The 20,781-nt window shown below is 71.5% G+C and carries 16 protein-coding genes; 3 read left to right on the forward strand and 13 right to left on the reverse strand.

Going from position 1 to position 20,781, the window contains the following annotated elements; genetic code table 11:
* Window positions 1-10: 10 nt before the first annotated feature.
* The 3 genes from WME73_RS16375 to WME73_RS16385 are packed head-to-tail and all read right to left on the reverse strand — an operon-like array spanning window position 11 to window position 5,345.
* Entirely contained in the window at window positions 11-2,947 is a 2,937-nt protein-coding gene (locus WME73_RS16375) for a sigma 54-interacting transcriptional regulator (protein ID WP_437917399.1), read from the reverse strand.
* Window positions 2,947-4,536 carry a protein kinase domain-containing protein gene (locus WME73_RS16380; RefSeq protein ID WP_437916298.1) on the reverse strand — a complete coding sequence of 530 codons (1,590 nt, stop codon included), beginning with the start codon at window positions 4,534-4,536 and terminating at the stop codon, window positions 2,947-2,949. Before WME73_RS16380 ends, WME73_RS16375 begins: the two co-directional genes overlap by 1 nt.
* A gap of 41 nt (window positions 4,537-4,577) precedes the next feature.
* Window positions 4,578-5,345, reverse strand: coding sequence for a DUF3105 domain-containing protein (locus WME73_RS16385; RefSeq protein ID WP_437916299.1), 768 nt, complete (start codon window positions 5,343-5,345; stop codon window positions 4,578-4,580).
* A gap of 77 nt (window positions 5,346-5,422) precedes the next feature.
* Between WME73_RS16385 and WME73_RS16390 the strand changes: the two genes are divergently transcribed.
* Window positions 5,423-6,319 (forward strand): diguanylate cyclase, encoded by an 897-nt coding sequence (locus WME73_RS16390; RefSeq protein ID WP_437746384.1) that lies wholly within the window; start codon window positions 5,423-5,425, stop codon window positions 6,317-6,319.
* A gap of 16 nt (window positions 6,320-6,335) precedes the next feature.
* Here WME73_RS16390 and WME73_RS16395 read toward each other — a convergent pair whose 3' ends face one another.
* The 9 genes from WME73_RS16395 to WME73_RS16435 form a co-directional block, all read right to left on the reverse strand.
* Window positions 6,336-7,457 carry a hypothetical protein gene (locus tag WME73_RS16395; RefSeq protein WP_437746385.1) on the reverse strand — a complete coding sequence of 374 codons (1,122 nt, stop codon included), beginning with the start codon at window positions 7,455-7,457 and terminating at the stop codon, window positions 6,336-6,338.
* Window positions 7,458-7,534: 77 nt separating this feature from the next.
* A complete protein-coding gene (locus WME73_RS16400) occupies window positions 7,535-7,789 on the reverse strand; it encodes a hypothetical protein (RefSeq protein ID WP_437746386.1) in 255 nt (84 codons plus the stop codon).
* A gap of 108 nt (window positions 7,790-7,897) precedes the next feature.
* Window positions 7,898-9,346 carry a cytochrome c3 family protein gene (locus tag WME73_RS16405; RefSeq protein WP_437746387.1) on the reverse strand — a complete coding sequence of 483 codons (1,449 nt, stop codon included), beginning with the start codon at window positions 9,344-9,346 and terminating at the stop codon, window positions 7,898-7,900.
* A gap of 11 nt (window positions 9,347-9,357) precedes the next feature.
* Entirely contained in the window at window positions 9,358-10,962 is a 1,605-nt protein-coding gene (locus WME73_RS16410; protein ID WP_437916300.1) for a hypothetical protein, read from the reverse strand.
* 299 nt (window positions 10,963-11,261) lie between these two features.
* On the reverse strand, window positions 11,262-12,023 hold the full coding sequence (locus WME73_RS16415; RefSeq protein WP_437552765.1) for a HEAT repeat domain-containing protein: 762 nt from the start codon (window positions 12,021-12,023) through the stop codon (window positions 11,262-11,264).
* 272 nt (window positions 12,024-12,295) lie between these two features.
* Window positions 12,296-13,174: a hypothetical protein gene (locus WME73_RS16420; protein WP_437916301.1), complete on the reverse strand. Its 879-nt coding sequence runs from the start codon at window positions 13,172-13,174 to the stop codon at window positions 12,296-12,298.
* A gap of 73 nt (window positions 13,175-13,247) precedes the next feature.
* A complete protein-coding gene (locus WME73_RS16425) occupies window positions 13,248-14,174 on the reverse strand; it encodes an outer membrane beta-barrel domain-containing protein (RefSeq protein WP_437746390.1) in 927 nt (308 codons plus the stop codon).
* A gap of 424 nt (window positions 14,175-14,598) precedes the next feature.
* Window positions 14,599-15,957 carry a signal recognition particle-docking protein FtsY gene (gene ftsY / locus WME73_RS16430; protein ID WP_437746391.1) on the reverse strand — a complete coding sequence of 453 codons (1,359 nt, stop codon included), beginning with the start codon at window positions 15,955-15,957 and terminating at the stop codon, window positions 14,599-14,601.
* Between the two features lie 145 nt (window positions 15,958-16,102).
* Window positions 16,103-17,881, reverse strand: coding sequence for a carboxypeptidase regulatory-like domain-containing protein (locus tag WME73_RS16435; RefSeq protein ID WP_437916302.1), 1,779 nt, complete (start codon window positions 17,879-17,881; stop codon window positions 16,103-16,105).
* Window positions 17,882-18,352: 471 nt separating this feature from the next.
* Here WME73_RS16435 and WME73_RS16440 point away from each other — a divergent pair, with 471 nt between their 5' ends.
* Window positions 18,353-19,147, forward strand: a complete 795-nt coding sequence (locus tag WME73_RS16440) for a HEAT repeat domain-containing protein (RefSeq protein ID WP_437916303.1) — start codon at window positions 18,353-18,355, stop codon at window positions 19,145-19,147.
* 76 nt (window positions 19,148-19,223) lie between these two features.
* Entirely contained in the window at window positions 19,224-20,093 is an 870-nt protein-coding gene (locus WME73_RS16445) for a HAMP domain-containing protein (protein WP_437916304.1), read from the forward strand.
* Between the two features lie 132 nt (window positions 20,094-20,225).
* Here WME73_RS16445 and WME73_RS16450 read toward each other — a convergent pair whose 3' ends face one another.
* Entirely contained in the window at window positions 20,226-20,549 is a 324-nt protein-coding gene (locus WME73_RS16450) for a YraN family protein (protein WP_437916305.1), read from the reverse strand.
* Window positions 20,550-20,781 lie beyond the last annotated feature (232 nt).

Genomic DNA, 20,781 nt, shown 5'->3' on the forward strand with positions numbered 1-20,781 from the left:
CGGGCCCTCCTCACGCCTCGATGGAGAGCCGCTTGATCATCTTCTGAAGGCCGAACCTGGACAGGCCCAGCAGCTTGGCGGCCTGCGTCTGGTTCCCGCGCGTGCGCTCGAGCGCGTCGCGCACGAGCTCCGTCTCCAGCGCGTCGATCCTCGCTCGGACGTTGAGGCCGAGCTCGCGGGGCGTCGCGGTGCCGCCGTGCGCGATCTCCGGTGAGAGGTGCTCCCGATCGATGGTCCCGTCGCAGAGCACGATCGCCCGCCGGATCTCGTTCTCCAGCTGGCGCACGTTGCCCGGCCACGCGCAGGCCGAGAGCCGCTCCATCGCCCCGCGCGTGACCCGGACCGGGCCGCGGCTGTGCTTCTCGACGAAGTGCTGGACGATGAGCGGCACGTCCGTCGCGCGCTCGCGCAGCGGCGGCACCCGGATCGTGATGATGTTCAGCCTGTAGAGCAGATCCTCCCGGAATGCGCGGGCCCGGACGAGCGCCTCCAGATCCCGGTGGGTCGCGGCGATGACGCGCACGTCGACCTTGCGCGTCCGCTCCGAGCCGATCGGCCTCACGAGGCCGTCCTCGATGACCCGCAGCAGCTTCGTCTGCATCGCGAGGCTCATCTCGCCGATCTCGTCGAGGAACAGCGTGCCCCGATCGGCCACCTCGAAGAGCCCGGCGCGCGGGCGATCCGCGCCCGTGAACGCGCCGCGCACGTGCCCGAAGAGCGCCGACTCGAGGAGCCCTTCGGGGATCGCGCCGCAGTTCTCGCTCACGAACGCGTGCGCGGCGCGCGGGCCGTTGTGGTGGATGGCCCGCGCCACGAGCTCCTTGCCGCTGCCGGACTCGCCGCATACGAGCACCGGCACCTCGGAGGCGGTCACCCGATCGACGAGGCGCAGCATCGCGCGCAGCGGCTCGCTCTCGCCGATGATGGCGTCGTACCGGTAGCGGGTGTCGCGGCCGCCGCGCGCCCTGGCGAGCTCGATCGCCGCGGCGTCGAGCTCCGCCTCGCGCCGCGCGAGCTCCTCGGCGAGGCGCGACGAGGCGCGCTCCGCGCGGCGCGCGGCGCGGCGCAGCTCGACCTGCGCGCGCGCGTCGGAGATCGCCAGCGCCGCGACCGACGCGATGGCGCGCGCCCACCGCAGCTCCTGCGCGCCGAACGCGCCGCGGCGCACGCGGTCGTCGAGGTAGACGACGCCGAGCGCCTCGCCGCGCGCCACGAGCGGGACGGCCAGCACGCTCCGCAGCTTCAGCGCGTGCACGCTGTGATGCACGCTCGGCAGCTCCCCCGCCGCGTCGACCGCGACCACCGGCTCGCGCGCCTCCAGGGCGCGGCGCGCGAGCGTCTCCGACAGCGCGAGCTGCTCCGCGCCGAGGCGCGAGCGCGCCAGGTTGCGCGCGGCCCGCGGGACGAGGCGCCCGTTCGGGGCGCGCAAAAGCAGGAGCCCCCGCTCGACCCCCGTCCAGAGCACGAGCGCGTCGACGACCCGGTCGAGCAGCGGCGCGAGCCGCTCGCGCTCGCCGAGCGCGCCGACGAGGGCCTCCAGATCGCGCGCCTGCTCGGGCCGAAGCCCGCTCTCCGGCATCGCCCGCGCGCGGACCACCCACGGGAGCGACCGGACCGCGCCGGAGAGCGCCGACGCCCCTGGTGAGGCAGCGGAGGCGCCCGCCGAGCCTGCGCCCGCGGTGCGCCCGCAGAGCTCGCGCGCGGCGTCGGCGAGCGCCGCGAGCACCCGGTGCGCGACGTCCGTCTGCCCGGCCCTGACGGCCAGCGCGTGCGCCGCGGCCAGCGCCGGGCCGCGCGCCGCGATCGGGGCGCGGGCGCCCGCGAGCGCGGCGATCGCTGGGAGGACGCGGTCGCTGCGGCCGCGCCACGCCGACGCGCCCGCCGGGCCGCGCGGCGCGTCGTCTGCGGCGAGCGCGGCGCTGACGTCGTCCGCGGCGAGCGCGATCGTGGCGCCGACGTCGTCCGTGGCGAGCGCGATCGCGGCGCGCGCACCCCACCAGTCGAGCCGCGAGGCCACCCCGGGCTCCGGGCCGTTCGCGAGCTCATCGAGCTCCTCGACGCGGGCTCCATCGAGCTCGCTCGCGCCGTGGCGGAGGAGCCGCGCGGCCGCCCGGAGCGTGTCGTCCGCGGAGCCTCCGGCGACGAGCGCCGCCGCGCGCGCCGCCGCCGCGCGCGGGTCGACGTGCGATCCGACGTCCGCGCTTACGCCGCCGTCGCCCCTCGCGGCGACCACGTCGGCGATGGCCCAGAGCGCGTAGGCCTCCGCCTTCGCGTCGCCCGCGTCGCGGGCCCGTGCGATGGCGTCCTCGGCGGTCCGGCAGGTCTCGTGCACCAGGCCCGCGGTGGCGTAGGCGGCGGCGCAGGCGAGCAGCGCCCGGGCGCCCTGCGCCGGCCGGCCGAGGTGCTCCCAGAGCAGCGCCGCGCGGGTCGAGGTCGCGATTGCGCCGTCGAGATCGCCGAGATCCACCGCCGCCGCCGCCTCGCCGGTCCGGTAGGTCGCCTCCTCGACCACCGCGCCGGCGCGGACGGCGTAGTCGACGGCGGCGCTGAACGACGCGTGCGCGCGCTCCGGATCGCTCGCGTGCCACGCATAGCCGCGAACGGCGGCCATCCGCGCCAGCTCCTCCACGGAGCTCGCGAGCGCCTCGCCGCGCGCCACCTCCGACAGCGCCCGCGCGGTGTCGCCGCGCAGCACGGCGAGCAACGCGCGCACCTCGCAGAGCGGCGCCGTGACCGCCTCCCCGGCGAGCGCGTCGGCCGCCTCCAGCGCCCCCGCGTCGATCGCGACGCGCGCGAGCACCGCGCGCGCGCGCCCCTCCGGGTCCGCGCCGGCGTCGATCGCGGCGCGCGCGCGCTCCTCCGCGAGGGCGCGATCGCCGGCGCGCCGCAGCACCTCGGCCGCGAGCGCCGCGGCCTCCGTTGCGCCTCGCACGCACGAGCGCAGCATCAGGCTCCGCGCGCGCCCGGCGTCGCCGTGCAGCCGGAGCGCGTTGGCCGCCGCGACGACCAGGCTGGCCGGCGCGTCGTCGCGCTGCTCGATCGCCTCGAGCGCGAGCGGATCCGGCGGCACACGCGCGATCGCGAGCGCCAGCGCCGCCGCCTCCGCCGCGTCGATGGCGTGCGCTTCGGCGGCGCCCTCGGCCGCTCCGCGGTCCTTCGGCGCCACGCTCGCCCGCCGCCGCGCGCCGCTCCCCGGGGTTCCCAGCACGGCCGCCTCGACGTCCGCGAACGTCCAGGCGCGCGGCGGGACCTGCCGCGCGAGCGCGACGAGCGCGTCCGCGAGCGCCCTCTCCGGCGCAGACGCGAGCGGCCCATCGGCCACGCCGCCGCGCTCGTCCCCGCGAGCGCGGTGAGCCACCGCGCGACGCGGTCCGGCCCGAGCCGCCCCAGCCACGCCGCGTCGCTCTGCGGCGGGCCCACGCGCGCCGCGCCGTCGCCCGCGCGGAGCGACGCGCCGGAGAGCGCGCGCACCCGCTCGACCACCGCGAACGCGTCCACGAGCCAGGGGGCGACATCGTCGCGCACCCCGAGCGCCGCCTCGAGCTCGTGTCGCCGCAGGCGCAGGTAGGCGGCGCGCACGCGGCGCGCGTCGCGGTCCTCTCGATCGCGCTCTGCGCCGGGCGCCCCCGCATCGCGGCCGGCGCGCCCCGGGGGCGAGGCGAACGGGGGCCGCGCGCGCTGCGCGCCGGCGATCGCGGCGCGGGCCGACTCGGTGACCCACGCGGACGACGGGCGCGCCGCGGGTGAGGGGGAGAGGAGCGCCCGCCAGATCGCGTCGAGCGTCGGCCCGGCCGCGCTCTCCGCGGCCGCCGCGGCCCGCGCCGCTCCGATCGGATCGTCCGCGTCCGCCACGCCGGGGAAGGCGATCTCGGCGAGCAGCGTCCCCAGCGCGAGCAGATCCCTCGCCCGCGCGTCTCCGAGCTCCGCGTCCCCGCGCGCGATGTACCGCAGCGTCGCCCCGTCCACGGACGTCTCGTGGATCGAGCAGGCGAGCCCCAGGTCGATCACCGCGATCCGCCCCTCCGGCGTCAGGATCAGGTTCTCCGGCTTGAGATCTCCGTGCGCCAGGCCGATGCCATGCAGGTCGGCGAGCGCCTCGCCCGCGTCGCGCGCGGCGGCGAGCGCGAGCGCCGCGCGCTCGCCAGGGGGCAGCCCGCGCAGGGCGTCGGCGACGGCTCGCCCTTCGATCCAGCGCATCGCAACGAACGCGCGCCCCTCCTCGCCGGGGGCGCCCTCGACGCGCGCGACGCGCGCGACGCCAGACGGCGCCGCGAGCCAGCCGACGTCGACGAGCTCCGGCAGCCGCGGCGAGAGCGCCAGCGCCGCGTGCAGCGCCTCGCGGCCGAGCACCCGCCGCACGGAGGCGCGCTGCGCCGCGGACGCTCCGCGCTCGCGCGGCTCGATCTTGAGCGCCACCACGCCGCCGCGCTCCTGATCGACGGCCCTCCAGACCTCGGCCGACCCGCCGGACCCCGCGACGTCCAGCAGCCGGAAGCGCTCTGCCAACCGAGGTGTCACGGTCGACGGCTCGCTCATCCCCGGAATGCTCCCGGGCGAGGAGCCACCTGTCAACCCGGTTACGGATCCGGCGGAGCGCCCCCCGCCGCGCCCGCCCCGCCTCCGCCTCCGCCTCCGCCCGATCCGTCGCCGCAGCTCGGCGCGCCGCCATCTGGCAGATCGATATCGACGGCCCCCGCGTCGCTGCACGTGTCTTCCGGGCCCATGCCGTAGTGGTCCGCCACGAAGCGCGCGAGCGACGTTTTGTCGAGGCACGTCGCGGTGTACGTCGCGCCCCAGGCCGCGGCCGCGACCGGGGTGTCCAGCGCGCTGTCGGGCGTCATCACGAGCCGCGCCTCCGGCCCTCCCGGCACCAGGAGGCACTTCGGATCGGAGGCGGCCTCGGCCCGCACCTTGTCCAGCACCGCCTTCACCTCTGCGCAGCCGGACGGGGCGCACCGGTACGCGAGGACGATCGCGCCGTGCTCGAGGTTGTGGACGTACATCTCGCGCGGGACCTCGGACTCGAAGCGCTTGTACTCGGCCCACAGGCCCCAGTGATCTCCGCCGCTCGGCGGGTTGGTCGCGTACTGGACAGGCGCGCACGTGACCACGTGTTGCGCCGACGTGACGGGGATCCCCGTCTTGACGACGACCTTGCACTCGGTCTCGCCCGGGAGCGGCGGAGCATCCGGAAAGCTCGTGACGGTCTCGGGTTGTTGCGGCGCGGGCGCGGCGTCGCCCTCGTCGATCGGGGGCGAGCTCGTGCCACACCCGCTCAGAGGAACGGCGAGCCCGGCGACCATCGTGGCAGCGACGCACATCTGCGCGAAACCGCAGTGTTTCATTGCCGAAGCCTACCATGTCCGACGCGCGACGCGCGTTGCCCTGGCACGTCGGCTCTGGTGTACTTGGGTCCCCTAGCGTGGCGAAGCAAGAGAACGATCATCGGCAGACGCTCGTCACCTGCACCGCGATCGCCCCGCCGGTGCTGCCGGTGGCGCCGGGCACCGCGTGCCTGGTGGTGATCTACGGCACCGAGCTCGGGCGCCGCATCGCGCTAGGGACCGGGGCGATCGAGTGCGGGCGCGCGATACAGACCGATATCCCGCTCGACGACGACGCGGTGAGCCGTCGTCATGCGCGCATCTCCTGGACGGGGATGAGCTACGTTGTCCGCGATCTCGGCTCGACCAATGGCACCTACGTGAACGACGTCTCCGTCGATGAGCGCGCCCTCAAGGACGGTGACCAGGTGAAGATCGGCCGGACGATCTTCAAGTTCATCCAGGGTGGGAACGTCGAGCTCTCGTATCACGAGGAGATCTACCGGCTGATGACCTTCGACGGTCTGACGCAGGTCCACAACAAGCGCTCCTTCGAGGTCGCGCTGGAGCGCGAGGTATCGCGGGCTTGTCGCTACCATCGCCACCTCGCGCTCATCATGTTCGACATCGATCACTTCAAGAACATCAACGACACCCGCGGGCACCTCACGGGCGACGCGGTGCTCCGCCAGATGGCCGCGCTCGCCGCTGCGAACGTCCGCCGCGACGACATCCTCGCGCGCGTCGGCGGGGAGGAGTTCGCCCTGCTCGTGCCGGAGATCGCCCTCGACAGCGCCCGTCTGGTCGCCGAGAAGCTGCGCGCGCTCGTGGAGCGCACGCCGTTCCGCTTCGAGGACGGCGAGGTCGCCGTCACCGCGAGCTTCGGGGTCGCCGGCGTCACGCCGGACGCGCCAGTCTCGCCGATGGAGCTCTACCGCCGCGCCGACGAGCGGCTCTATCGTGCGAAGAAGGCCGGGCGGAATTGCGTGATGTGACGGCGCGCAGGCGCCGTCAGGGCGAGGCAACCGGGGCGGAGCAGTCTCGCGGCGCGGCGCCGTTGAGGATCCACGCGGACAGGATATCGATGCCGTCCACGTACGGCGTGACGTCCGGATCGTCCGGCGTCTCGGGGCTCTGGGGGTGAAACCAGAACACGGGGTTTGAAGGCGGGGGAGGCATCGGCATCCCCACCACGAACGCCGCCTGCAGCCGCTCGGTCTCCTGGCGGAGCTTCTCCGCCGCATCGGCGGACAAGGAGGGGTCGGACGCGCTCTGCCCGATGAGGATCTTGTAGAGCAGGTAGCTGTTCCCCGGGTTTCCCGGATCGATGAGCGGCATGGCCCTGCCGAAGCGCTCCGGGGATGCCTCCCCCATGTGCGCCTTCTCGCCCATCTGGGTCTGGTGCGCGGTGCGCCCGATGGCGGTGTCGAGGAGCGCATCGATCCGGTTGAACATCGGCCCCCCCAGGTTCAGGTTCAGCCCTGCGGCGGCGCTTCCGTCGAAGTGGCACCCAACGCAGGTGGAGAGGAAGTACGCGGCCCCCTTCACGCAGACGCTGCACACCGGATCGTCCGCGCACATCTCCGCGACGCACTCGAGGTCTCGCTGGCAGTAGAAGTCGCCGCTCGGCGGGCGCTCCGGCATCGCCTGAGGCGGGTTCGTCGCCGCGACGGAGAACTCGATGCGCGTGTTGCCGCCGAGGGACGCGCCGTCGAACGCGCGGATGCCGGACAGCGCAGCCTCGTCCGCCGGCTTGAAGACCGTCAGCGCATACCGGGTCCCGGGAACCAGGCCCGGCATGCCCTCGATCTGGCGGAAGATGACCTCCCGCTGGACAGGGTTGTACGTGGGCGCCAGGGCGATCGGATTGACGCAGTCCGCGTAGGTCTGGACCGTGGCCAGATCGCCCGAGACACACACGGATTCGGCACCGACCGTGGCGCTCACCGAGCTCGGCAGCAGGTAACGATCGAACTTCAGCACGAAGCTCGCGGTCGACAGCACCTCGGTCGTGCCGGCGGGATCGAGCGCGGTGCGGACGGGCTGGTAGTTCTGGTCGAGGCTGGTCGTGGCGCGCGCCTCGATCAGCTGGACAGGAGGGGCGTCGATCGGCTGGAGCGTGGCCTCCCCCACGTCGCAGCCGGCCGTCGCGAGGGCCGCCTGCAGGCAGAGGGGGAGGGGAGCAAGGCGTGTCGCGCGAGCCAGCGTGCTCAGCTCTCGGAATAGAGCGAGAGCTGCTCGCGGACGACCTTCTCGTTTACCCCGGACTGAATGTGCTCCTTGAGACAGTCGGCCAGCGTGATCAGCATGTCGTCTACCCCTTTCTCCTCGATGAGCTTCGACAAAAGTTGGCGTGCATCCCGTCCGTCGTCCTCGCGGAGGAAGCCCCGCACTGTCTCCAGCGTGATTTCCCCCTGGAAATCGAGATAGAGGTTGTCGATCAGGTACTTGATCAGCTCCTTCACGCCCGTTCTCCTTGGCGTTCGCGGCGATCGTTAGGGAAGCCGCGCGCACTTCGCTATACCCGTCGCCGGAAGGCCAGGGCAAGGAATATACTGACGGATTTTGACTTTTCATTGGCACCGCTGCACGAACCTGTCGCTCGACTGATGGCACACCAGGCACGGACGCGGGTTCCGGGAGAACGCCGTCTTGCACTTGCTCTCGAACCCGAGCGGGTGCGGGTTCAGCCCTTGCCCGCCTGACGCCCCGCGCGTCGCGTGGCAGGTCGCGCAGTCCCGCTCGGTGTGGCAGGAAACGCACGCATTCAGGTTTCGCTCGGCTTCCCAGGCGTGGTGCTTCGCGCTGCGCGGCGCTGTGGTCCACTCCGCCGGCGGGGGATGGAAGCGGCGCCCCGCAGGCCGCGCTGCGCTCGGCGCGTCGCGCGCCACGCCCGTCCGCCGGTGACAGTCCGCACAGAACGTCTGCTCCTGATGGCAGCTCACGCAGCGAGGATTGTCCTGCCGGGCCGCTTGCGGGTGCATCGAGAGGAAGTCGTTCGGGTGGACGTTGCGCGGACGGATCTTCCCGTCGTGGCAGTCGGTGCAGTAGTTCGCGCTGTGGCATGACCCGCAGAAGGCGCTGTCGTTCGCGGCGACCTGCTTGTGCCGCTCGAGCCAGTCGGGCGTGTGCCCCGCGCTGTGCAGCCACGCGGGCGGCAGCAGATCGCCCGTGGCGAACGCGGTCACGAGCCGCCCGTCGGGGCGCGTCAGGTGGCAGACGTCGCAGTCGCTCTTCGCCTCACCCTGGGCCGCGCCGCTCATGTTGTGGCACGTGAAGCAGCCGGCCATGCGCGGCAGCTGATCTCGGGTAGCGAGCTCGATCCGGTCGACGCGGCCGTGGCACTGGCTGCACTTGATGTTCCGGCTCACGTGCTTCGCATGAGGGAAGCGGAGGTTCGCGTGCGGCAGCACGAGCGGCGCCACCTTTCCGTCGCTGCCAGCGTTCTCCCCGATATGGCAGTACGCGCACTGTCCGTTCTCGTTCGTCCCCGCCTTCACCTGGGTGAGGTCGGAGTGATCGACATCATGACAGTTGTCGCACGTCTCGCTCGGCTTCGGCAGCAGCCGGTCCGTCACCGCGCCGCTCGTGTAGGCCGCGCCGTGGCACGATTTGCACGTCTGCTTGAGCCCCTTGACGTGCTTCTTGTGGTTGAACCGGATCGTCAGCGTCTGCGGGGGGTAGATCTCGTCGCTCGGGACCGGGGTCGCGCTCGTCCCAGGCGGCATCCACGCCAGCGGCACCTCCGCGTCGGCGGGCATCGGGTGGAGGCCCGACGTGAACCCGCCGCGCGGCGCCTTCGCGGGCGCCTCTCCCTCGGCGTCGCCCTCCTCCGCGTCATCATCTGCCGCCTCGGCGCCGTCGTCTCCCGCTGCCGCCGGCGGCTTCGGCTGGGCAGCCGCCTCGGGGCCCACGATCGCGAGCGCCAGCGCGCCCAGGCATGCGACGATCGCGACCCACCCAGGGACGAACCTCGCCTCGTCTCGCCGAGCGCGGCGGCGTCCGTCCTGTCTTGCGTCCATGCGATCCTCGCTCACGGCGCCACCCGCAGGTTCACGAGGCCGACGACCCGGAAGCGCTGGCCCACAAGCCGGTTCATGTCGTGCTCCCACTCGATCTTGAAATCCGCGGCCTCGCCCGGCCGATACCCGGCCCCGAGGACATATCCGAACGACGTCGCGCCCCGGTCCGGCCTGAGCGGATCCTCCCAGTTGTACAGCGACATCCGCGCTCCGAGCGCGTAGCGCTGCCCGCTCAGCCGCTTCTCTCCCGCGAGATCGGCCCCCGTCCGCCGGCCGCGCTCCCCCGTCTGCAGCATCCCGCGGAGCTCGACCGACGTCGTGCGCGTGCGGTAGCGGCCCGCGAGGTTCGCGAGCACATCGGTCGAGATCGTCGCGGCGCGGTTCTTCTCGTCGCGCGCGTAGTCGCGGAGATCGCCGTCATTCGGATCGAGCGACGTCGCGCCGACGCATCCTGGTCGCTCCACCGCCTCGCACTGGCCAGCGCCGAACTCCTCCGGGTTGCCTTCGGCGATCCACATCCGCGTGCCGCCCCAGGCCGCGACATCGATCTCGCGGGTGATGTCCACCGCCGCCCGTCCGGTGATCGTGGTGATGGGATCGTGGGTGAACCAGTTCCAGATCGAGTCAGCGTCGAACGTCGGAACGAAGTAGTCGACGTCCGCCCCCAGCGTGACGCGGCTCCCGGCGTACACCTCCAGGCCGCCGTAGAACGAGCCGACGAGCTGGTTGTAGAAGTCGTAGGTCACTCCGCCCTTGATGCCACCGAGATCCGGCTTGCTGATGTTGGCGGCGTACCCGAGGCGATCCTGCGAGATGCGCGACCCATCGGACGTCCGGACGCCTCCGTCCGGATCCGGGAACTGCTGGGTGACAGAGGTTCCCAGGTTGTAAACGCGGCGGTAGGTCAGGCGACCGTGGATGTAGTTCGGGCCGGCGCTCTCGAGCGCGACGCCGAACGCCGGCGCCAGGTCGGCCTCCTGATACGACGGGAAATCGGCTGCGCTCCCGGGTTGAGTCCGGTCGTCACCGAATCCTCGGTGGCTGCCGCGCCAGATCCCCTGCTGCTCGAAGCGCGATGTGGAGAGCGGCAGGCCGCCGCGCTGCTCGAGCCCGCCGTACGCCTCGAGTTGAACGTAGTAGGGCGTCGTCACCCGGACGAGCGCGCCGTCGAACGACCACCACCCGAGCACGTCGCTCACGTACTGGCGGCCGACCCGGAAGCCGAGCCACCCGCTGGCGACGTTCCGCCCTTCGACGTACGCGTACATCAGATCGAGGGGCGCCTCGCGCAGCCCCGGGATGTAGCGCGAGCCGCCATCGACGCTGTAGTCGGTCTCGCCGCCCCGCTGCGCGCCGTCGAGGTGGCCATTCATCCCGAAGTCCGCGTCGAGCCGGAGCCGCACGGTCGCCGAGTAGTCGGCCTCGCCTGGGGCGGAGTCGCCCTGGAGGTTGTAGACGGCGAGCCCCAGCGTCTGAAGGAGCCGCCGCCGCTCGATGTTCGTGTCGCCCCAGGGGCCCGCGACCTCGTAGGCCTGGACGCCGGTCGTCGACTCGACCTCGAAGTCGGCTGCGGCCGCGCTGCGCGCGGCGAGCGCGCAAGGCAGCAGGCACGCCACGGCCAGCGCGCGTGACAGGGGGAGGCGACGGAGGGGGACGCGACGGGCGCTCCCCACGAGCGTGCCTGGGCGCGCGGCGCTGGAGCGCCGGGGACGAGGTCGTGACGGAAGCTCCGCCATCCATGAGCGGTGCTCAATCACGGACTGCGCTCGCTTTCGTCTTGTGCGGGCCGGTCTGCGCGGCTTCGCTCTCAGCTACCGCCGAGGGCTGAACAAGCATGGCGTGGAGTTTCGTCCACGCGCGGTGATGCTGTCAACCCGATCGCAGGACGAACGGACTTGTCACGATGCGCGCCGGGTCAGCTGTATCCAGCGCCCTTCCGGAGCTTGCCGTCCGAGCCCACGCTGAAGCCGTTCGAATCCTGCAGCGCCTGGCTCGCGCTGCTCCGCAGCTCGGCCGGCACCGTCCAGCCCCGGGTCATCAGCCCCTCGGCGACCTTGTTCTTCACCCGGACCGACTCCTCGGTCGCGAGCATCTTCACCAGCGCTGGCACGCTCGCCTCATCGCCCTGGGAAAAGATGGTCTGCACGGCGTGGAAACGGACCGTCTCGTTGACGTCGTCGAGGAACCGCTCGACCGCCACCCGCACGTCGTCGCCCTTGATGTCGCCCAGCGCCATGATGAGCTGCTGCTTCGGCTCGACGTTGCGCGCATACTCCGTGTCGAAGCGGTCGAGCAGCTGGACGAGCTCGGTCCGGTACCCGGTGTCGTCGAGCAGCGCCCGCAGGATCTTGAGCGGCCAGGTGAGCGCCTCGGCCTTGATGCAGAACTCGACCACGGCAGGCACCGCGTCCTTGCCCGCATCGACGATCCCCCGGAAAGCCAGATCCTTCTCCTCTTGATCCGTGATGGAGGGGTCGATCGAGAACGTGAAGCGCCTGAGGAGCGCCGCCGCCGCATCCGCGCTCTTCATCGCGGCGAGCGACTGGATGGCGTCGAGGCGGTCGTACGTCTGAGCGCGCTTGTCCGCGACGACCTTCGCAGGCCCGGCCACCTTCTTGTCGGAGGGGGCGCCCCCGGCAGGGGGATTGCTTTTGCGGAGAAAATCGAAAATACCCAACGCTGACCTCTGCTGGCTGTCCCCGCCGCCCGGTCCGAGCTACCCGGCGATCGTCGCCGGATCTATAGCGGGGCGCATCTTCGTGAGCTACGGGCTCATCCGCGTCGTTCGGCTCGCTGCGGCGTACTCTCGTACGCCTCACGCGCCTGCCTAGCGGCTGAGCCCGTATCACACGAACCTGCACCCCGCTAGAGTGGCTCCCTGCAGAGGGTGCTTCCCGCCCGAGCTACCCCGGGCGGACCGGCTCGGTCACCGCGAGCCGGCGCAGCCGTCTACTCCGTCGTCTTGATGCCGGTGGGGAGTTGAATGCTCAGGCTCACGGTGACCATGCTCGTGAAGTGGAATTCGCGGTCCTTGTCGTCCACCTTGCGGTCGGGGAACGCCTCGTCCGTTCCGAGCCCGTGGTTGTCGAAGCCCGAAGTATTCCATGCGAACGGCAGGGCGCGCCACTCCGCGCCGAAGCCGATGAAGTCCGACGGGTAGAAGTTCCAGCCGAGGCCGAACGTCGGCGCGAAGGCCATGCGGCTCTCGAGCCCGAAGGTCTCCGCGCAGGCGTTCTGGGTGGTCGTGCCGCACTCCTTGCGCTCCTTCACGCCGATCGCCGCGGCTCCCGCGAAGAAGCTCACGTCGGTGTCAACGAAGAGCTCGGCGAACAGCGCCAGCTTTCCGCGGAAGGGAACGACCGTGACCTGTGGCGCTGCGACCCACTGGATCTGTCCGAGCTGATCCTTCGTCAGGTCGCCCTTGGTCAGGTTGACCCTGGTCAGCTGGCACGCCTTCGTGAACGGCTGGGTGTCGCAGTTACGCCCGTCGATCGCGACGCGCTGGAGCTCGTCCGTCAACCCGGTGTTGTACTGAAACCCGTACCCGCCCCAGGCGCCGAAGCCGAGCCAGTCCGTGAAGTGGTAGGTGAGCCGCAGGCCCGGCATGATCGTCCGCCGGTACTCGTCCAGCAGCGTGAACGATGCGCCTGGAGCCACCTCGAACCGCCCGTCACGGTGGAGCCGGAGCTTCCGCACGGCCGGCGCGCCGGCCAGAGGGCCCGTGAGCTGGATCTCCTGCGCCTCCGCGGGCGCAGCCGTCATCAGAAGTGCACAGCCGGTAAGCCCTGCCACCACGGTGCAGAGGCTCTGGACGAATCGACGCATCATGCCTGTCCCCGTCTTTGGCTGAATCATCCTATGTCTCGCGCTCGGCGTCTGCGCGTCCCCGCGTCCAAAGTCCTCACTTCGGCAGCCGGTATTCCCAGGAGAACGGCAGGAAGACCGACAGCCCGACCTGCGCCTGTACGTTGTTGGTGAAGCTCTTCCCCTCGGCGAGCCAGGTGCTCTTGTCCTGAGGGTTGTTTGTGTCGACGCTGGGGTTCTCGAGCTCGTCGAAGAAGATGTAGTCGCTGACCTCGAACATCGCCGCAAACCAGCGGTTGAAGAAGATGCGGAGGCCACCGCCGACGTGGAACGAGAGCTTCGGCTTCCAGTCGAAGGTGCGGTTGTCGGGATCGACGACGGCCATGGGCCTCGTCGAGATCGCGCCGACACCGCCCAGCACGAAGAAGTCGTAGTGGAAGATGAAGTCGCTGAACCCGGCGAACTTGCCGTACGCGGGGACGTACGTGAAGTTCGCATTCGCGTTCCACTGATACTCGGTGATCGGCTCGCCGATACGCGCCGCCCTGCTCGTCTGGAAGTTGAAGTCCGACGGCGTGTTGAGGGCACCGTACCAGTTGCCGTTGACCCCGATCGCGAGGACGTTGGTGAGGTACCAGTTGACCGCGAGCCCCGGCCCGTTGTGGCCGACGAACTGATCGTTCATCGTCAGCCCGAAGTACGGGTTCACCTCGAAGCGGTGGTAGCGCAGCGCGTAGATCTGCTGCACCGCGTAGGTCTCGTTCTTGAGATCCTTCGCGGCCTCCTTCTCCAAATTGATCGTGGGACACGCCGTCGGGTCGATCGCACAGATGTCCCCAAGCCCTGTCGTCTCGCCGCCCTCGCCAGGGGCCGCAGGCGCCTCCACCGGCTCCGTGCCCTCGGCAGGAGTCTCTGGCTCGTCGAGGTTGATTTCCTTGGGTTGCTCTTTTGGCTGAGCCAACGCCGTAAGCGGCATCGCGACCAGCGCAGCCGCAACGAGAAGCCCCACGCGAGCCTGGTTCATCGCCATCCCTTCCAAAGTCCGTGCGATGCGAGCGATCGATCGCCCAGGTAGTACAGCTTCCTAACTACTCGAATTCATTAAATAATTCGGTCAACCGCCAAGCCCGACGGACTATATCACGTCGAAAATAAAAGGATCAACAACCAAATCCTTTTGCCACGGACGACCGGCGGCGTCGCAGAGGGGGCCCGGCGGGTGGGCACGCGGCGAGCGGCAGACTCGCTGCACAATCACCGCGGGCTCGGATCGCCGGTGTGCTCGCGCCGAGGGCGCGACGATGGTGACGCCTGACGGGTTCAGCGGCAGAGGCGCGGCGTGCTGAGACATCGGAGCCATCGCCCGTTGGTTGGACCGGTGTCGAGCCGCGCGATTGGGTGGTGAGGAGAGATCGAGCGCCGCCGACGCTCACGCCGCGGACCGCGCGTCAGGCGGCCGCGTCTTCGGAGCCGCTGGCGCGGCCGAGCATCGCCTCAACGAACTCGTCGGACTCGAACTCGCGGAGGTCTTCCGCGCGCTCGCCGATGCCGACGTACCGGACGGGCAGCCCATGCTCGGCGCAGATGCCGAGGATGACGCCGCCCTTGGCGGTGCCGTCGAGCTTCGTCAGCACGATGCCGGTGATCGGCAGCGCCTCCTTGAAGAGCGCGGCCTGCTGCATGGCGTTCTGGCCGTTCGTCGCGTCGAGCACGAGCAGCGTCTCGTGAGGCGCACCCTCGAGCGCCTTGTTCATGGTGCGCGCGACCCGGGACAGCTCCTCCATGAGGTTCGTCTTCGTGTGCAGCCTGCCGGCCGTGTCGGCGAGCACGACGTCGGCGCCGGTGTCCTTCGCCTTCTGGATCGCGTCGAAGATCACCGCGCCGGGGTTCGCGCCGTCCTTGCCGCGCACGACCTCGCAGCCGACGCGCTTGCCCCAGACGTTGAGCTGCTGCACCGCCGCTGCCCGGAACGTGTCGCCCGCCGCGAGCACCACCGTCCGGCCCTCGGCCTTGAGCTGCGTCGCGAGCTTGCCGATCGTGGTCGTCTTTCCCACGCCGTTCACGCCGACCACCATCACCACGGTGGGCTGCGCCTTCAGCGGCAGCCCGCCGCCGGCGCCGACGCGCAGGATCCGCTTCGCGTGCTCGCGCAGCGCGTCCCAGACCTTGTCGGTGTCGGCGAGCTCGTTCCTGCTGAGCGCCGACCGGATTTCGTCGAGGAGGAGCTCTGTCGTCTTCACGCCGACGTCCGAGGTGAGCAGCACCTCTTCGATCTGCTCGACGACGTTGGGATCGATCTCCTTCTTGCCGGCGAACAGCGCCTTCAGCCGGCCGAAGAACCCCTCGCTCTCCCGCACCTTCGTGAGGCCTTTGCGGAGCCCCTCGATGTCGCGCTTGCGCGCGGCCGGAGGCGCGGTCTCCCGCGCTGGCCTGGCGGCCGGCTTGACGGCCGGCGCCTCGATCGCGGGCGCGATGGGCGCCTCCGTGACCGCGGTCGCCGTCGGCTCGATGGCGGGCGGCGGCGCGACGGGCGCCTCGACAGGGGCGGGCGCCGCCGCGGGCGGCTCCTCCTGCGGCGCGGGCTCCTTCGCCTTCGCCGGAGGAGCTTCCTCCGCCGGAGGCTTCTTCGGGGCACGCGGCTTCTCGGTCGGCTTGTCCGCCGGCTTCTCGGAGGGCTGCTTCGCCTTCTCCTGGAGCTTCTTCGGTTCGGGGGGCGCTGCGATCTCCGGTGGCGGCGCCTTCTTCATGACGAAGTAGACGATCGCCGCCACCACGACGAGGCCGACGATAATTAGGGCGATTTCCACGTTGGCGTTCTCCGGCGAGGGAGCCGACTATATGGGACGCACCCCATACGTCAACGTGCGGTCGCGCGGGGGCGCGATCCGGCCAGCGAAACGGCAGATCGGCGCGGCGACGGGGCCGGCGCTCCGCGGGCCCCGTGCGCCTGGCTCACGGGGCCAGCGGCGAGGCGCCCGGCTTGGGCTCCGATGCCCCGAGGTCCTGCTCGATCCGCTCGTCCACGGGATCGGGACCGAAGGCGGCGTGCTCGATCCGGTTCGCCCAGAGCTCGACCTCGCGCTGCTGAACCCTGCTCGCCACCCGGCGCACGTGCCCGGGCGTCGGCTCCGGCGGCCCCTCGAAGGGGGCTCCCTGGCGCCGCGCCCAGCGGACGAGGCGATCGAGGACGGCGCGGCGCCGCGTGACCAGCGCGATGCCCAGCTTGCTCGGCGACGGGAGCGCCTGCTCATGGCTGCTGTGCATCGGCGCGCGGACCACGAGCCTCGCGTCGCTCCGGTACGGCGCCTCGATCGAGAACTCGCCGACGTCGTCGGTCAGCGCGCGGGCGATGACGCCGCTGCCGTCGAAGGCGGGGACGACGATCACGAGCTCGGCGCGCGCGATGGGCGTTCCGTCATGCGCGTCGGCGACGGCGCCACGCCAGCCGGTCGCGCCCTCGAGCGGTCCCATGACGCGCACGCCGGCGCGGCCGGGCGGCGCGACGGGCCGCTCGTCGCCCGCGCGCGTTGTTGCGGCGCGCTTCGGCGCCCGCCGCCAGCCGCCGAGAACCCAGCCCGCGATGGCGAGGACGGCGGCGCCGAGCGCGATCTGCCGCCACGCCCCTGGGCCCGCGACGGGCACGTCGATCGCGAGCTCCGCGCCGGGGATCCACCACGGAGACGCGGGCACGTAGCGGAGCGAGATCGGGACCGTCCCCTCTCGCTCGGCGGTGAACGCGGCGATCACCCGCGCCTTGCCGCCGGTCACGGTGGCCGCCCCGACGGGCTCGCCCGCGCGCAGCGCCTCGACCACGCCGCCCTCGACCGGGCCGCGGGACGAGCGCACCTCGACGTCGATCGGCACGCCGTCCTCCGCGCGCGCCGGCTCGACAGGATGCGACAGATCGAGCGTGACCTGCGCGTACCGGACGACGCTCTGGCTGACGCTCGCCTTCGCGAGCGTGGCGGTTCCATCGAAGCGCGCGCGCAGCACGCCCTGGCCGGCGCCGTCGAGGCGCTCGGTCGGGAGCTCGAAGCGCGCGCGGCCGTCGCCGCCGGTCGGCGCCTCCGCGAGCCGCGCGCCGCGCTCGTCCTCGAGCACGACCAGGAGGCGTTCGCGCTCGAACGGCGCGCCGCTCCCGACGCCGCGCGCGCCGCTGCGATCGAGCCGGAGCGCCACGGTGACGTTCACCGTCGGGCGATCGAGATCGACCGCGTCGACCGGCGGATCGAACCGGAGGATCACCGGCGCGAGCGGGGCCGCGTGCGCCTCGAGCGGGATCGTCGTCTCGACCGCGTCGTAGAGCTTTCCCCCTGCGAACCGGATGCGCAGCGTGGCGTCCGCGAGCGGCGCGCGCCCGCGGAGGCAGAACCCGCCGCGCTCGTCTGTCGCGATCACGTAGCCGCCTTGCGAGGGGCGGGGCTCGCGGGCGCGCGCCGCGCCGTCGGCCGCGCACCCGTCGACCGCCGGCAGGACCGCGGGGGCGCCGGCGGTCGTGAGGGCATCGATGGAGAGCGGCGCCTCCGCGATCGCGCTCCGCGCGTCGTCGACCACGCTTCCGCGCACGACGAACCCGTCGGGCTCGGTCCATGCGACCGCCTCGATCTGCGCGCTTCCGCGCACATGGATGCGGAGCGGCGCACCTTGCGTCTGCGCGTGCGCCGCGGGCGCCGCCGCGAGCGCCGTGGCCGCGAGGAGCGCCCACGGCAGGCATCGTCTCAGTCCGCGCATCTCCCGAAGGCCTCCGGCGAGCTCCTCGTCATGGTCGCGCATTATCCGTCACGCCGACGCGGCACGGGCAAGGGGAAGCCGATCCGAAGCCGTGCCGAGCTCGCGCTCGCCCGGCGCGAGCGAGCGAGCAAGCGGCGAGTGCGGACGTAAGCGGACGTGAGCGGACGTGCACGCGAGCTCGCGGAAGCGCGTCGGATCGATGGCGGCAGCGGGTGGGTAGATAAGCGGATGGTGAAGCCGTGTTCGCCGTGAGCCCAACATGGTTCACGCGTTGAAGCGCCGCGGGCAGGCCGCGTCAAACCGTCCAGTCTGGTCGCAGCGAGGAGCGAGCGAATGCAAGGCAAAAGTGCGAGCGTGTGCGCACCAATTTTCGGGTGTAGACCCGCTGATCCGATCGCCACGGCGGCGATGCGCTCGTGTATCGTCGGACGTGGAATGCGTCGGCCCTTTTCAGTGCTCGTGTTGCTGGTTGTGACGCTTGTACTCTCGCTGATACCCACGAGGCTTTACGCGGATCAGCGCACGAGCTACCTCGCCGACCAGCTCAGGACCAACGAGGACTATCGCGTCCGCACGCAAGCGGCGCTCGCGCTCGGCGCGTCGGGAGACGACGCCGCCACGAGGCCGCTCTGCGACGCGCTCACGGACAGCAACGCGTCCGTCAAGGTCGCGGCGGCCGCGGCGCTCGGCAAGCTCGGCAAGACCGCGGGGCTCGCGTGCCTGGAGCGCGCCGAGGGCCGCGAGCAGACGCCGGCCGTCAAGTCGCAGATGCAGAAGTCGATCGCGGCGCTGTCCGCTGGCGGCGGCGGCGGTGGCGGCGGCTCGGCGGCGCCGCCGCCTCCGGGCGCGGACACGAAGTACTACGTGGCCATCGAGATCACGAACAAGAGCGGCCGCCCCGAGTCCGAGATCGAGCCGCTCGTGCGCGCCGCGATACAGTCGAAGATCCTCGCGAAGGCCGGCTATGCGGTCGCCCCCAAGGGCGAGACGGTGGCGCAAGGCAAGAAGATTCTGAACGGCAAGAAGCTGAAGGGCTTCTATCTCCTCGCCACGGTCGAGCCCGCCGTGTACCAGGGCGGCAACCTCACCCAGGTGGTCCGCGTCAGCATGTGGACCTATCCGTCCAAGTCGCTCCAGGGTGAGTTCGCGCCGAAGCTCACGCAGAGCGGCACCCCGAAGAAAGACGTCCAGAGCGAGAACATCCTGATGAAGATGTGCGTCGAGAACGCGGTCGAGACCTTCCACAAGGTCGTCGCCTCGCTGTGACGCACCTTCGCTGCTCGATATTGGCTTTTCCAGTGCATCACGACCCTTGTCATCCCCAGCCAGCTTCGAGGATCCCATGAGCGACGCTTCCAGCACGGCCCCGCAGACCTCCGCGCCGGAGGTCAGAGCGCGCTACCAGCGGAGCGCGCGGAACTACCTGCTCGACCAGAACTTCCAGCTGAAATACACGGGGTTCCTCGTGGGGATCAGCCTTGCGCTCTCCGTGGCGCTCGGGATCCTCCTCTGGAACGCGAGCTCGAAGATCATCGAGCAGAGCCGCAGCGCCGTGCAGCAGGGGCAGGAGACCGTCCGTCAGGGTCAGGAGACCGTCAAGCGCGGCCAGGAGGTGCTCGTCCAGAGCCGTCGGGTCAGCGAGGTCGTCGCGATGAACATCGCGAAGGAGTACAAGGACGACCCCGAGCTCGCGAAGACGTTCGGCGAGGCGGCGCAGCGCGACGAGAGCAAGCTCAAGGACGAGCAGTCGCGGCTCGAGCGCGACGCTGCCACGCTGCAGCAGCGGGCGGAGGCGCTCGAGCGGCAGGCCGCCGACGTCGCGAACAACCAGCAGATGCTGCTCCGCCTCATCGTCGCGCTCCTGTCGTTGCTCGTCCTCGGCGTCGGCGTCGCGGGCATCGTCTTCACGCACAAGATCGCCGGGCCGATCTTCAAGATGAAGCGGCTGCTCCGTCAGGTCGGCGAGGGCAAGCTGATCGTGCGCGAGAAGCTCCGGAAGGGCGACGAGCTCCAGCACTTCTTCGAGGCGTTCGAGAAGATGGTCGAGGACCTGAGGGCGCGCCAGCAGGGCAAGATCGCCAAGATGGATGCGATCCTCGAGAAGCTCGAGGCGGGGGCGCACGCCCAGAAGGGGACGATGGAGATCGATCCCGAGGGTCTCTCCCAGCTGAAGCGCCTCCGCAGCGAGATGCAGGAGCAGCTCGACGCGTGATCGAGCCCGCGCGCGGTCGATCGACGCACGCGCCATCCGAATCCAGCCCGAAATCAAGCCAAAAATAAGGAAACATCAGGCCGCGCCCCCGCACGGCCTCGACTGGATCCCTCCGGCCCTACCGTCACCGCGCTAGAAGGCGGCTTTGATGATCTCGACGCTCGCTTCTCCGCTCGGGAGGAACGTCACGGACGCGGCGTCGAAGCGCATCCGCTCCACGCCGCGCACGCGCGAGAACGTGGCGCGCCAGAGCCGCTCGCCCGCTCGCCGCACGCGGGCGCGCTTGCTCGCGTCGATGCTGTCGAGCGCGCGGACGTATGAGCCGGCGCCGCGCGTCCGCACCTCGATGATCACGATGACGGGGCCGTCGCGCGCGATCACGTCGATCTCCAGCCGCCCGACCCGCGCGTTGCGCGCGACGATCTCCACGCCCTGCGCGGCGAGGTGAGCGACCACCGCGTCCTCCGCGCGCGCACCGAGCGCTCGCCGCGCGTCGGCTGCCGGAGCGCCAGCGGGCCCGAGCGCGGCCCGGCTCGTCGCCGAAGCCGCCGGTGCGCTGCGCGTTGCGGTGCGCCCGGGCGGCCGGCCGTCGTGTGAGCCCGAATCGTCGCTGGGAGGGAGGGAGAGGGAGGTGCCGGCCAGATCGGCCGTCGTCGGGCGAGGGCTTCGCGAACCGCGACGGCCGGTC

The organism is Sorangium sp. So ce302, from assembly GCF_051530145.1.
Classification (GTDB): domain Bacteria; phylum Myxococcota_A; class Polyangia; order Polyangiales; family Polyangiaceae; genus Sorangium; species Sorangium cellulosum_B.

Excerpts from the sequence above, each read along its gene's own strand:
- WME73_RS16375 (WP_437917399.1), bottom strand. The coding sequence starts at position 2,947 with ATGCTGCGCTCGTGCGTGCGAGGCGCAACGGAGGCCGCGGCGCTCGCG.
- WME73_RS16380 (WP_437916298.1), bottom strand. The coding sequence starts at position 4,536 with ATGAGCGAGCCGTCGACCGTGACACCTCGGTTGGCAGAGCGCTTCCGG.
- WME73_RS16385 (WP_437916299.1), bottom strand. The coding sequence starts at position 5,345 with ATGAAACACTGCGGTTTCGCGCAGATGTGCGTCGCTGCCACGATGGTC.
- WME73_RS16405 (WP_437746387.1), bottom strand. The coding sequence starts at position 9,346 with ATGGACGCAAGACAGGACGGACGCCGCCGCGCTCGGCGAGACGAGGCG.
- WME73_RS16420 (WP_437916301.1), bottom strand. The coding sequence starts at position 13,174 with ATGATGCGTCGATTCGTCCAGAGCCTCTGCACCGTGGTGGCAGGGCTT.
- WME73_RS16425 (WP_437746390.1), bottom strand. The coding sequence starts at position 14,174 with ATGAACCAGGCTCGCGTGGGGCTTCTCGTTGCGGCTGCGCTGGTCGCG.
- WME73_RS16435 (WP_437916302.1), bottom strand. The coding sequence starts at position 17,881 with ATGCGCGGACTGAGACGATGCCTGCCGTGGGCGCTCCTCGCGGCCACG.
- WME73_RS16445 (WP_437916304.1), top strand. The coding sequence starts at position 19,224 with ATGAGCGACGCTTCCAGCACGGCCCCGCAGACCTCCGCGCCGGAGGTC.